At 71.5% G+C, this 12,261-nt stretch carries 10 protein-coding genes; 3 read left to right on the forward strand and 7 right to left on the reverse strand.

Annotated features, from left to right (window positions below; translation table 11 throughout):
- The first annotated feature begins 141 nt into the window (after positions 1 to 141).
- The 3 genes from dnaN to ACFVZW_RS33200 all read left to right on the forward strand — a co-directional run bounded on the left by dnaN (position 142) and on the right by ACFVZW_RS33200 (position 4,692).
- Positions 142 to 1,257: a DNA polymerase III subunit beta gene (gene dnaN / locus ACFVZW_RS33190; RefSeq protein ID WP_384529336.1), complete on the forward strand. Its 1,116-nt coding sequence runs from the start codon at positions 142 to 144 to the stop codon at positions 1,255 to 1,257.
- Positions 1,258 to 1,681: 424 nt separating this feature from the next.
- Positions 1,682 to 3,103, forward strand: a complete 1,422-nt coding sequence (locus ACFVZW_RS33195; RefSeq protein WP_384529339.1) for an alpha/beta fold hydrolase — start codon at positions 1,682 to 1,684, stop codon at positions 3,101 to 3,103.
- Entirely contained in the window at positions 3,100 to 4,692 is a 1,593-nt protein-coding gene (locus ACFVZW_RS33200; protein ID WP_384529341.1) for an alpha/beta fold hydrolase, read from the forward strand. The genes ACFVZW_RS33195 and ACFVZW_RS33200 overlap by 4 nt, the downstream gene beginning before the upstream one ends.
- An 85-nt stretch (positions 4,693 to 4,777) precedes the next feature.
- Here ACFVZW_RS33200 and ACFVZW_RS33205 read toward each other — a convergent pair whose 3' ends face one another.
- The 7 genes from ACFVZW_RS33205 to ACFVZW_RS33235 form a co-directional block, all read right to left on the reverse strand.
- On the reverse strand, positions 4,778 to 6,124 hold the full coding sequence (locus ACFVZW_RS33205) for a hypothetical protein (protein ID WP_384529344.1): 1,347 nt from the start codon (positions 6,122 to 6,124) through the stop codon (positions 4,778 to 4,780).
- A gap of 58 nt (positions 6,125 to 6,182) precedes the next feature.
- A complete protein-coding gene (gene cimA, locus ACFVZW_RS33210) occupies positions 6,183 to 7,799 on the reverse strand; it encodes a citramalate synthase (protein WP_384529347.1) in 1,617 nt (538 codons plus the stop codon).
- Positions 7,800 to 8,131: 332 nt separating this feature from the next.
- A complete protein-coding gene (locus tag ACFVZW_RS33215; RefSeq protein WP_384529350.1) occupies positions 8,132 to 9,466 on the reverse strand; it encodes an MFS transporter in 1,335 nt (444 codons plus the stop codon).
- A 66-nt stretch (positions 9,467 to 9,532) separates the two neighbouring features.
- Positions 9,533 to 10,156, reverse strand: coding sequence for a TetR/AcrR family transcriptional regulator (locus ACFVZW_RS33220; RefSeq protein ID WP_384529361.1), 624 nt, complete (start codon positions 10,154 to 10,156; stop codon positions 9,533 to 9,535).
- Between the two features lie 18 nt (positions 10,157 to 10,174).
- The gene (locus tag ACFVZW_RS33225; protein ID WP_384529352.1) at positions 10,175 to 10,615 is read right to left on the reverse strand and encodes a hypothetical protein; all 441 of its coding nucleotides are present in this window, start codon (positions 10,613 to 10,615) and stop codon (positions 10,175 to 10,177) included.
- A 43-nt stretch (positions 10,616 to 10,658) separates the two neighbouring features.
- Positions 10,659 to 11,675: an agmatine/peptidylarginine deiminase gene (locus ACFVZW_RS33230; protein WP_384529355.1), complete on the reverse strand. Its 1,017-nt coding sequence runs from the start codon at positions 11,673 to 11,675 to the stop codon at positions 10,659 to 10,661.
- A gap of 11 nt (positions 11,676 to 11,686) precedes the next feature.
- Positions 11,687 to 12,261: amidohydrolase family protein (locus tag ACFVZW_RS33235; RefSeq protein ID WP_384529358.1), on the reverse strand; the 575-nt coding region annotated here is incomplete at its 5' end.

A 12,261-nucleotide genomic window follows, 5' to 3' on the forward strand; every position in this document is an offset into this window, starting at 1 on the left:
TAAAACTACCGCGGCTTGAGCTTCGGCCCCCCCAAAGGTATGTCCCCCCCCCCCCGCGGGCCCCCGCCTCTCGGACCGGCGGGGGGGGGGGCGCTCGGCGTTCCGGGGATGTTGTCAGTGGGCGCCGCTAGCGTCGGATCCATGGAATTCCGTATCGACAGCAGTGAGTTGACCGACGCCGTGGCCTGGGCCGCCCGCGTCCTGCCCGCCCGGTCTCCGGTGCCGGTGCTCGGCGGGCTGCTCCTGGAGGCGAGCGGCGGCCGGCTGCGTGTCTCCGGTCTCGACTACGAGGCGTCGGCGCGCATCGAGGTCGAGGCGGACACCGCGCGGGACGGCCGCGCGCTGGTCCTGGGGCGGCGGCTGCTCGACATCTGCAAGGTGCTTCCCCGGGGCGTCGTGGAGTGCGTGGTCGAGGGCGCCCGTCTCTCCGTGACCGGCGGGGAGGCCCGTTTCGGGCTCTCCCTGCTGCCGCTGGACGACTATCCGGCGCAGCCCGGGCTGCCCGCGTTCCGGGGCGTGGTGGACGCCGACGCGTTCGCGGCGGCCGTCGGACAGGTGGCGGTGGCGGCGGGCCGGGACGACTCGCTGCCGGTCCTGACGGGGATACGGCTGGCCCTCGACGGTACGACGATGACGCTGGCCGCGACCGACCGCTACCGCTACGCGGTCCGCACGCTGGAGTGGAAGCCGGAGTGCGGGGACGGGGTGTCCGAGGCGGCCGAGGGCGCGGACGTGGTCGTGCCGGCGCGTCGGCTGACCGAGATCGCCCGCTCCCTGACGACGGCGGGGCCGGTCCGCCTCGCCCTGGACGGCGGTTCGATCGGCTTCGAGAGCGACGGGACACGGACGACGACCCGGTTGCTCGACGGCCGGCTCCCCCGCCACGACAAGCTCTTCTCCCTGGGGGAGCACGCCGTCGCCGTGACCGACCGGGCTCCGCTGCTCGAGGCCGTCAAGCGGGTCGCGGTGGTCGCGGAGGGCGACAGCCCGGTCCAGCTCGCCTTCGCCGGCGACACCGTCCAGCTCCAGGCCGGCTACGAGGACGACGTGGCCTCCCAGCGGCTTCCGGCCCTCCTGGAGGGCGCGGATTCGATGACGGTCGCGTTCAACCCCGGCTATCTGCTGGACGCGCTCGGCTCCTTCGGCACCGACTCCGTCCGCTTCCACCTCCTCGGCCCGGGCCAGCGCGCCCTGATCACCGACCGGGAGGACGGGGTCCACCAGCATCTGCTGATGTCGGTGAAGCCCCTGGTGTAGCTCCTGCCCCCGGCTCTCCGTGGGACCGCCCTCGGGGTGACGCCGAAGCCCAAGTGGAGCCCACGAGTGGTGGGCGCCTTCCCGCACGCTCAGGCTGACGTACGCAGTGCCCGCCCCGATCATGCGGCGGCGGGCTGAGCCACGCGACGTCGCCCCGGTCGGGGCGGGTGGGACGTCAGAGAGACGGGATCTCATGACGGAGCAGGGCATCGGAACAGGCTGCCTGCCGCTCGCTCGCGGGAGCGACAGGTCCGAACGAAGGCGGGCGCAGCGCCGCTACCCACCGCGAAGCTCCCGGCGGTCGCCCACCGGGGTCGCGCTCGTCGCGGCCGGGCTGGCATTCCTGGGCGCGGTCGGTCCGACCCCGAGCAGTGCCGCGTCGCCCCCCTCCACCGGGCCCCATCCGGGAGGTACGGCGCGGTTCGTGCCCGGTCCCTGCCCGGAGGCGCCCGAAGAGATCCCCGGGCGGTGCGGGGTCCTGGAGGTGCCCGAGAACCGGCAACACCGCGGCGGCGGACGGACCATCAGGCTGGCCGTCGCCATCATTCCGGCCACGTCGACGAAACCGGCCGAGGACCCGGTGGTGTTCATGGAGGGGGGTCCCGGCGGCGACGCGATCGGGGCCATCCCCTTCCTGATCGATTCCGGCGTGAACCGGGATCGCGACCTGATCGTCATGACCCAGCGCGGCGGGCCCTACTCGGAGCCGTACCTCGCCTGCCCGGAGATCGACCGCTTCAACGCGAGCGCCGTCGGACTGCCCTACGACGCGCCCTCGACCGGACGGCTCCTGGTACGAGCGGCGAAGGAGTGCCGGGACCGTCTGACGGCCGACGGAGTCCGGCTGAGCAGCTACAACACCACCGAGAACGCCGCCGACTTCGCCGACCTGCGCAAGGCGCTCGGCATCGAGAAGTGGAACGTCTACGGCTACTCCTACGGCACCGACCTGGCCCTCACCTACCTGCGGCGGCACCCCGACGGGATCCGCTCGGTGACCATCGACTCGGTCGTGCCGCCACAGATCGTGAGCCTGCCGTGGGCCTGGGACAGCGCCCAGGAGGGGATCAACACGATCTTCGCGGCGTGCGAGGCCCAGCCGAGCTGCAAGAGCCGCTACCCGAACCTCTCCCGCATGCTCACGGAACAGGTCCGGCGCCTTGAGGCGAACCCCCTGACGCTGACGGTGCGGCCGCCCGGGGGCGGCAGCCCGGTGAAGGTCGTCCTCGACGGGGGCGCGCTGGTGAACCTGCTGGTCACCAACGGCGGTGCCCTGCCCGCCGCCGTGGTCCCCGCGGCGCTCGACGAACTCGCCCGCGGCAATCCGGAACGCCTGGCGCAGGCACAGGCCGCCGGCGCGGCGCTGCCCGCCGTCCCCCAGGCCTTTGGTCTGACGCATTCGGTGGTGTGCGCCGAGTGGGCGCCCGGCTTCACGAAGTCCGACGTCCTGGAGGCGGGGCGCCGGGCCTTCCCCGGGTGGCCGGACACGGTCCTGGCCCATGCGCCGCAGCTGCCCTTCCAGTACGACCTGTGCCGCGTCTGGAACGTCCCTGACCGCACCGCGATCCAGCGGGTGACCACCTTCAGCAAGGTGCCGACGCTGATCATCTCCGGAACGTTCGACGCGAAGACGGGCGCGAGCTGGGGGCCGTACGCCGGCCGCACGCTGCCCCGCTCGACCGCCGTGCAGATTCCCGGCATCGGCCACTTCGTGGTCCCGCAGTCGCCCTGTGCGCAGAGCGTCCTGGCTTCCTTCCTCGCGCGTCCGACCTCGCCCGACACCGGGTGCGTGGCGGGACTCGCACCGGGTCCGTTCACCATCACCCCTGAACCGGAGAACGCATGATGTCCCTCAGCCCACCCGGACACCGGCGCGCGTCGCGCCGGTTCCCGGCCACGCTGGCCGGAGCCACGGTCGGTGCCCTCGTCGTCGGCCTGGCAACGATGCCCGCCCGCGCCGAGTCCGGAGACGGAGCGCCGGTCGGCACGGTCGCCCGGACGGCGGGCGACGCCCGCTTCGAACCCGGCCCCTGCCCGCGGACGGCGGACCCGATCCCCGATCTGGAGCGCGCCCGCTGCGGAACGCTCACCGTCCCCGAGAAGCACTCCCACCGCAAGGGACGGAAGATCATCCTCGCGGTCGCGATCGTCCCCGCGGCCACCAGCAGACCGGCACCCGACCCGATCGTGTGGCTCGCCGGCGGGCCCGGCGACGACGCGGTCTCCGAGATCCCGATGGCGGTCTCCGGCGGCCTGAACCGCGACCGCGACGTGATCTTCATGTCCCAGCGCGGGACCTACTCGGCCGACCCGGAGCTCACCTGCCGGAACGTCGACGAGTTCGTCGCGAACTCCCTCGATCTCGTCTTCGGCGCGCCGTCCACCGGACGCCTGCACGTCGAGGAGACGCGGAAGTGCCGCGAGCAGCTGGTGAGCCGCGGAGCCGACCTCAGCGCCTACAACGGCACCGAGAGCTCCGCCGACTACGACGGCCTGCGCAAGGCACTGGGCATCAGGCAGTGGAACGTCTTCGGCATCTCCTACGGCACCGACCTGGCGCTCCAGTACATGCGACTGCACCCGAAGGGCATCCGGTCGGTCGGCATCGACGGCGTCCTGCCCCCGTCTCTGGCCGGCGGGGCCGTGACCTGGAAGGCCGCACGAGAAGGCTTCGACAGCATCTTCAAGACATGCGCGGAGCAGCCCGCCTGCAACACCCGCTATCCGAACCTCAAGGCCACCTTCGAGCGCCTCGTGGTCGAGCTCGAGGCCCGACCGGTCACCACCACCGTCACGGTTCCGGGCCACCCGGAGCCTGTGAAGGTCACGCTGGACGGCGGACTCCTGGTGAACTGGCTGACCTTCGCCAGCCATCTCGCGGCCGGAGTGCCCCGTTCCATCGACGAACTGGCACACGGCAACCCGCAGCGGATCGCCGAGCAGTACGCGGGCGGAAAGCTCAGCCCGCAGGCCATCGGGAGGGTCTCTCACGGACTCGTCTTCGGCGTCTTCTGCAGCGAGTGGACACCGTTCGAGAGCGAGGCCGACGTGATCCGGGCCGGACGGCGCGCGTTCCCGTCATTCCCCCGCTCGGTGCTGGCCAACGCTCCGCTTCTCAGCTGGATGCATGCGGACTGCCGTGCCTGGGACATCCCCGCGGCACCGCCCTCGATCCGCGCGGTGACGCGCAGCGACATCCCGACGCTCGTCCTGTCCGGCGGGTTCGACGCCCAGACCGCGCCGAGCAGCGGGCCGTACGCCGCCCGTACGCTGAGCCGGTCCACCGCCGTCACGGTCCCCTACGTCGCCCACGTCGTCTTCGCCGACTCCCCCTGCGCGCAAACGATCACCCGCTCGTTCTTCAACGCTCCGACCGCGCCGGACACGGGATGCCTCGCCGGACTCCAGCCGCCCGTGTTCGAGATCGGGACCTGAGAGCGTGGGCGGCCGCCCTCCCCTGAGGGTGGCCGCCCTCAACAGGCGGATCTCGCGGGTCGGGCGGATTCGCGGATCGGGCCGCCTAGAACCCGCCGCCGCCGAAGTCCCCGCCTCCTCCGAAGTCGCCGAAGCCGCCACCGCCGCCGAAGTCGCCGGACCCGAAGTCGCCGGAGCTGAAGTCGCCCCCGGAGAAGTCGCCGCCCTCGAACTCCCCGCCGCCGTACTCGGAGGCGTAGGCCGGGGTGGCGAGCATCGAGCCGAGCAGGGTGCCGGCGAGGAGGCCGGGTAGCAGTCCGCCGCCGAAGTAGCCGCCGGCCCACGGGCCGTACGCCGGTCCCGCCTCCCAGTACGGGCGGCGGCCGTCGTAGGTGTCGACGGTGCGGGCCAGGGGGTCCTGCCCGTCGTCGAGGCGGGCGGCGTCGGCGGCGCAGACCGGGACGTCACGGGCGGCTCCCCCGCCCGCCGGGCTCCAGGTCCGGTCCTCGACGGAGGGGCCGTGGCGCGGGTCGAAGAAGCAGGGGGGACGGCGCTCGGGCAGCGGCTTGGACTCGCGCCTGGCGGCCAGGACGGCGAGTGAGTAGCGGCCGTCCTCCAGCTGCTGGGTCACCGGTTTGACGTCGTGCGGACGGGTCGCGGAGCCCATCAGCGACTTGGCCTTGTCGTACGAGTCCAGCGCCCGCTCGTAGTCGCCGCGCATGGCGTCGTCGGCGCCGGGCTCGGCCGGGTGGAAGTCGAGGCGTTCGAGCTCCTCGCCGAAGGCGGTGATGTCCTCGTCGACGACGACCCGGAGCTTCTCCAGGGCCTCGCGCTCCTCGGCCTCCTTGCGGAGCCGCTTGCGCCGGACGACCGCGTACGCTCCGGCGCCACCGGCGGCGACGACCGCGCCGAGGGTGATCAGTCCGGCGACGGGAACGCCGTCGTCGGCGCTCGCCGTGGACCAGGAGGAGGGAGCGGTGCCGGACATCGTCGGCAGCGCCTGGTCGACGAAGTTGTTCAGCTCGGTGGCGGCGTCCACCCCGGGCTGTCGTACGGAGGTGACCAGGTTGTCCACGGTCTGCGCGGACATCACCGAGCGGTCGGCGGCGGCGTCGAACCCGTCACCGAGCCGGACCGCGTACAGGCCGGTCACCCCGGTCTGGGTGCGCAGATTGCGCAGCAGGTTCTCGGGCGGATACTCGCTGGACGCGGGCAGCACGGCGACGAACAGCGGCTTGTCGGCGTCCTCGATCTTCTGGGCGAGGGCGTCCGCTTCGGCCGTCGAGAGCTGGTCGGCGGCGCCCGGATCGACGTACACCGGGCCCTGCTTCAGAGCCGCGCCGGCGTCCGGGATCCCGGTGATCCCGGCCCCCGCGGCGGGGGCCAGGACCAGGAGCAGCAGCATGGCCAGCCCGGCGAGGGCCGACAGGAGGTGGAACGGCCTGGTCCTCATACCATCGAAACTACCCCTAATGGGTGGTTGCGAGACATTGAGGACGCAAGGTTGTGGTCTACTCCGCCGGATCGACGCCCACGCGCAGCAGTCCGTAGGTGAACGCGTCCTCCAGCGCCTGCCAGGACGCGGCGATCACGTTCTCGCCGACGCCGACCGTCGACCACTCGGCGTTGCCGTCGCTGGTGGTGATCAGGACACGGGTGGTGGACTCCGTGCCGTGGCGGCCCTCCAGGATGCGGACCTTGTAGTCGACCAGCTCAAACTTGGCCAGCTGCGGGTAGATCCGCTCCAGGGCCACCCGCATCGCCCGGTCGAGGGCGTTGACGGGACCGTTGCCCTCGGCGGTGGCGACGATCCGCTCGCCCTTGGCCCAGAGCTTCACGGTCGCCTCGTTGGCGTGGGTGCCGTCGGGCCGGTCCTCGACGATCGCCCGCCAGGACTCCGTACGGAAGTACCGGCGCGGCCGTCCCTCCACCTCCTCCCGGAGCAGCAGCTCGAAGGAGGCGTCGGCGGCCTCGTAGGTGTAGCCGGAGAGCTCGCGCTCCTTGACCCGCTCGACGACACGGGCGACCAGCGCGCGGTCGCCGCCGAGGTCGACGCCGAGCTCCTTGCCCTTCAGCTCGATGGAGGCGCGGCCGGCCATGTCGGAGACGAGCATCCGCATGGTGTTGCCGACGCGCTCGGGGTCGATGTGCTGGTAGAGGTCGGGGTCGACCTTGATCGCGGAGGCGTGCAGTCCGGCCTTGTGCGCGAAGGCGGAGACGCCCACGTACGGCTGGTGGGTCGAGGGCGTCAGGTTGACGACCTCGGCGATCGCGTGCGAGATGCGGGTCATCTCGGCGAGCGCGCCCTGGGGCAGGACCCTCTTGTCGTACTTCAGCTCCAGGGCCGCGACCACGGGGAAGAGGTTGGCGTTGCCGACCCGCTCGCCGTAGCCGTTGGCGGTGCACTGGACGTGTGTGGCGCCCGCGTCGACGGCGGCGAGGGTGTTGGCGACGGCGCAGCCGGTGTCGTCCTGGGCGTGGATGCCCAGCCGGGCGCCGGTGTCGGCGATGACGGTGGCGACGACGGCCTGGACCTGGGCGGGGAGCATTCCGCCGTTGGTGTCGCAGAGGATCACGACATCGGCGCCGGCCTCGTGCGCGGCGCTGACGACGGCCTTGGCGTACTGCGGGTCGGCCTTGTAGCCGTCGAAGAAGTGCTCGCAGTCGACGAAGACGCGGCGGCCCTGGGAGCGGAGGTAGGAGACGGTGTCGCGGACCATCTCCAGGTTCTCGTCCAGGGTGGTGCGCAGCGCGAGTTCCACGTGCCGGTCGTGCGACTTGGCGACCAGCGTGATGACCGGGGCGCCGGAGTCGAGCAGCGCCTTGACCTGCGGGTCCTCGGCCGCGTTGCCGCCCGCCCTGCGGGTCGCGCCGAACGCGACGAGCTGCGCGTTCCTGAAGACGATCTCCTGCTGCGCGCGGGCGAAGAACTCCGTGTCACGCGGGTTGGCGCCGGGCCAGCCGCCCTCGATGAAGCCCACTCCGAACTCGTCGAGGTGCCGCGCGATGGTCAGCTTGTCAGCGACGGTGAGGTTGATTCCTTCACGCTGCGCTCCGTCGCGCAGCGTCGTGTCGAAGACATGGAAGCTGTCGTCGAGACGCGGGCTCTCGTCGGTCTCCGTGGTCATGGCTGTGATGGCTCCTGTCGGATGTGGGTCCGGAAGGTCTGGATCCACTTGCCCCCATTCTCACGCGCTGTCCGTTTCCGACGATGGTGGGGCCGGAAAACGAAAAAACCTCTCGCGGGTGCGAGAGGTCTGCGCGCGGGTCTGGGGCACGGTGTCCACTGCCGCGGGGGTCGAGTCGCGGTTCAGCGGCCACTGCGGACCGGCGCGCTGCTGCCCATAATCATCGTGGTAGCGAGCACGTCGGCAGTCTGCCACACCCGTGCGGCCCGCGGGATGCGGGTCTCAGGATGCGGGCAGCCCCGACGGGCGGGGCCCGTCGGGGCTGTGGTCGGTCAGCGCGTGGACGCGGGCGCGGCGTCCGTAGCGGTCCGTGCCGGGGCCTCGGTCGTCCTGCCCACCCGGCCCAGGTCGATGTCCCGGGTCTCGCGCATGGTCAGGTAGACGATCAGAGAGACGGCCGCGCAGCCCGCCACGTACCAGTAGAAGCCGGACTCCATCCCCGCGTCCTTGAACCACAGCGCCACGTATTCGGCCGTGCCGCCGAAGAGCGCGTTGGCGATGGCGTACGGCAGGGCGACGCCGAGCGCCCGGATGCCGGTCGGGAAGAGCTCCGCCTTCACGCATGCGTTGATCGAGGTGTAGCCGGTGATGACGACCAGCGCGAGGAGGGAGAGGCCGAGCGCCGGCCAGAAGGAGCCCGCGCTCCGGAGCATCGTCATGATCGGCACGGTCAGGAAGGTGGAGCCGACCGCGAAGGTGATCAGGAGCGGGCGGCGGCCGATCCGGTCCGACAGCCGGCCCGCGAGCGGCTGCAGACAGGCGAAGACGATGAGCGCGCAGAAGGAGACCAGGGTCGCGGTCTGCTTGGGCAGCCCCGCGGAGTTGGAGAGGTACTTCGTCAGATAGGTGGTGTACGTGTAGTAGGCCACCGTGCCGCCCATGGTGAGGGCGATGACGAGGAACGCCTCGCGCTTGTGCGCCCACAGCGCCTTGAGCGTGCCCTTCTCGCCGCTCGCCACACCGTCGTCCGCCGTCTCCTCGTAGACCTCCGTCTCCAGCATGTTGCGCCGCAGATAGAAGACGACGGCCGCGCCGAGCGCGCCGATGATGAACGGGATGCGCCAGCCCCAGCTGTGCAGCGCCTCGGTGGACATGGTGCGCTGGAGGACGATCTGCAGGCCGAGGCCGAGGATCTGGCCGGCCGTCATCGAGACGTACTGGAAGCTGGAGGCGAAGCCGCGGTGCTGCGGTGCCGAGGCCTCGGTCAGATAGGTCGCGCTGGCCGCGTACTCGCCACCGACCGAGAGGCCCTGGAGGAGCCGGGCGATCAGCAGGACCGCGGCGCCGCCGTAGCCGGCGACGGAGTAGGTCGGCGCGACGGCGATCAGTACGGCGGAGGCTGACATCAGCGTCACGGTGAGGGTCAGCGCCGCCTTGCGGCCCTTGCGGTCGCCGACCCGGCCGAGCAGCCAGCCGCCGACGGGGCGCATGAAGAAGCCGACCGCGAAGATGCCGGCGGTGTTCATGAGCTTGGCGGTGTCATTGCCCTCGGGGAAGAACGCCCCCGCGAAGTACGTCGCGAAACTCGCGTACACGAACCAGTCGAACCACTCGACCATGTTGCCGGCCGAGCCGACCCAGATCTTCTTCCAGTGCTCTCGTCCCATGGAGCGGAACCGTGCCGGAGATCACGTCGACGCAACAAGGGTGTAGCCCGCAACGATCAGGAGTACTTACGTTCGTTGAGTTCGCAGCAACAAGGTTTCGCCGACGAACTCCCGCACATGTGCGATGACTTGATCGCGCCCGGTACCGGGGATCCCGACCGCGACATGGACGCTGAACCCGTCGAGCAGGGCCCGCATCCGGGCCGCGTACCGGTCGGGGTCGACCGCCCGGAACTCGCCGCGCGAGACCCCCTCGGCGATCAGGGCGACGAGATCCCGGTGCCAGGCGCCCTCGATGGCGGCCTGCCGGGCGCGGGCGTCGTCGTCGGCGTTCTGGGACCGGTTCCAGACCTCGAGCCAGAGGGTCCAGTGGGGGTCGCGGGGGCCGTCGGGAACGTAGACGTCGATGTACCCGTCGAGCCGTTCGCGGGCGCTGCCCGGCCGCGAGAGCAGCGCGCTCCGCTCGGCGCCGAGCCGCCCCTCGCTCCACTCCAGGGTCTGCAGCAGCAGCTCGTCCTTGGTGCGGAAGTAGTAGAGCAGGTGCCCGCTGCTCATCCCCACCTCGCGCCCGAGCCCGGCCATGGTCAGCCCGTCGAGTCCGCGCTCGGCGATGGTGTCCATGGCGGCGGCGAGCAGCTCCTCACGGGGAGGGGCGGCGTTGTTGCGGCGCCGGGGTCCGGCGGGGTTGATGCGGGTCACTCGTCTGTTCTACCTCACGCTCCCGTCGGCGTTCCGGCCGAAGGCGGCCTCCAGGACCGCGGGGAGGTCCTCGGCGGGCACGGTCGCACGCAGCTCCGCGAACACGGGCCCGAACCGCTCGCCGTCGATCACGCCGAGGTGCTCCTCGCGCAGCCCGCGGATGATCTCGACGAGCTCGGGCCGCAGCCCCATCCACCCCCGTGAGGTGCGGATCTCCTCGTCCACGTGCTCCATGAACCAGCGCAGGACGTCGTACGGGATGTGGTGGTGCCCCGACACGGAGCCGACGGACACCGTCGGCTCCCGCGCCGGGTCCTCGTCGGGCACGACGGCCGTCAGTACGGTCCGGTGGTCGGCGACGTGGTCCAGCTCCAGGTACCAGGCGTCATCCGCTACGGAGTAGAGGATCTGGAGCGCGTAATCGGTGCCTTCGTGCGAGATCAGCGGCATGGCCGCAGGCTGCCATGCCGCCTGCGGCCGCCGCCAAGGGATTTCAGACCTTCGGCTGCTGCTGGGTGATGCAGTGGATGCCGCCCCCGCCCGCGAAGATGCCGCGCGCGTCGACCAGCGTGACGATCCGCTCCGGGAACAGCCGGCGGAAGATGCCGGCCGCGATCTCGTCGTTGGGGTCGTCGAAGCCGCACAGGACCACGCCGCCGTTGCAGAGGTAGTGGTTGATATACGAGTAGTCGACCCAGTCGCCCTCCTCGTCCTTCAGGACGGTCGGCGCCGGGATCTCGACGACCTCCAGCCGCCGGCCCTTCGCGTCCGTCTGGCGGCTGAGGATGTCGACGTACATCCGGGAGCGCTCGTAGTCCGGGTGGCCCGGGTCCTGCTGGCTGTGGACGGCCACGACCCCCGGCTTGGCGAAGGCGGCGACGATGTCCACGTGCCCCTGGGTGCCGTACATGCCGTAGTCGCCGGAGAGGCCGTGCGGGAGCCAGATCGCCTTGGTGGTGCCGAGCTTCGCGTGGATCTCCGCCTCGACCTCCGCGCGGGTCCACTCGGGGTTGCGGCCGGAACCGAGCTGCACGGTGTCGGTCAGCAGGACCGTTCCCTCACCGTCGACGTGGATCGCGCCGCCCTCGTTGACAAGGTGGCTGCTCAGCACCGGCACGTCGATCAGGTCCGCCACATGGCGGGCGATCTTGGAGTCGTGCTCCCAGCGGGCCCAGTCCTGCGCGCCCCAGCCGTTGAACACCCAGTCCACGGCGGCGAGCTCGGAGCCGTTCGTGACGAACGTCGGGCCGATGTCCCGCATCCAGGCGTCGTCCAGCTCGCGCTCGACCAGGTCGACCGCGTCGCCCAGCAGCTCGCGCGCGGAGTCCAGCTGGCCGGGTCCGACCACCATGGTCACCGGCTCGAAGCGGCGTACGGCGCGGGCCACGGACGCCCACGCGGTACGGGCCGCGGCCAGCTCCTCGTCGTTGGTGAAGGTGGGGTTCGGGCCGGGCCAGGCCATCCACGTGCGCTCGTGGGGGGCCCACTCGGGCGGCATTCGGAAGGTCATGGGAGGAGTCCTCAGAGGAAGTAGAGACGGTTCAGGGAGATGGAGTCGGCCGGCTCGGAGCGGATCGGTTCGCCGTCCAGCGATACGAGTCCGGTCCGGCCGTCCACCCCCACCTGGCCGATACGGGAGTTCAGGAGCAGGTTCCCGGGGCCGATGCCGCGGGTGCCGCGGACGGCGACCCGGCGGCGGCGGGTCGGCATCGCGTCGGAGCCGAGGTCCACGGCGGCCTGGGCGACGAACGCGACCGAGATGTCGGCCGGGGTCGCTCCGTGGGCTCCGAACAGGGGGCCGAGGACGAGGGGTTCGCAGGTGTCGGTGGCGGCGTTCGGATCGCCCACGACCCCCCACGCGGGGAAGCCGTTCTTGATGACCATCTGGGGCTTGGCACCGAAGAACTCCGGGCGCCAGAGCACGATGTCGGCCATCTTGCCGACCTCGATCGAGCCGATCTCGTGGGCGAGGCCGTGGGCGATCGCCGGGTTGATGGTCAACTTGGCCATGTACCGCAGCACACGCGCGTTGTCGTCGTGCGCGCCGTCGCCCTCCATCGGGCCCAGCTCGGCCTTCATCTTCCCGGCCATGGCGA

This window comes from Streptomyces sp. NPDC059567 (assembly GCF_042735655.1).
Lineage (GTDB): Bacteria > Actinomycetota > Actinomycetes > Streptomycetales > Streptomycetaceae > Streptomyces.

Excerpts from the sequence above, each read along its gene's own strand:
- dnaN (WP_384529336.1), top strand. The coding sequence starts at position 142 with ATGGAATTCCGTATCGACAGCAGTGAGTTGACCGACGCCGTGGCCTGG.
- ACFVZW_RS33200 (WP_384529341.1), top strand. The coding sequence starts at position 3,100 with ATGATGTCCCTCAGCCCACCCGGACACCGGCGCGCGTCGCGCCGGTTC.
- ACFVZW_RS33205 (WP_384529344.1), bottom strand. The coding sequence starts at position 6,124 with ATGAGGACCAGGCCGTTCCACCTCCTGTCGGCCCTCGCCGGGCTGGCC.
- cimA (WP_384529347.1), bottom strand. The coding sequence starts at position 7,799 with ATGACCACGGAGACCGACGAGAGCCCGCGTCTCGACGACAGCTTCCAT.
- ACFVZW_RS33215 (WP_384529350.1), bottom strand. The coding sequence starts at position 9,466 with ATGGGACGAGAGCACTGGAAGAAGATCTGGGTCGGCTCGGCCGGCAAC.
- ACFVZW_RS33225 (WP_384529352.1), bottom strand. The coding sequence starts at position 10,615 with ATGCCGCTGATCTCGCACGAAGGCACCGATTACGCGCTCCAGATCCTC.
- ACFVZW_RS33230 (WP_384529355.1), bottom strand. The coding sequence starts at position 11,675 with ATGACCTTCCGAATGCCGCCCGAGTGGGCCCCCCACGAGCGCACGTGG.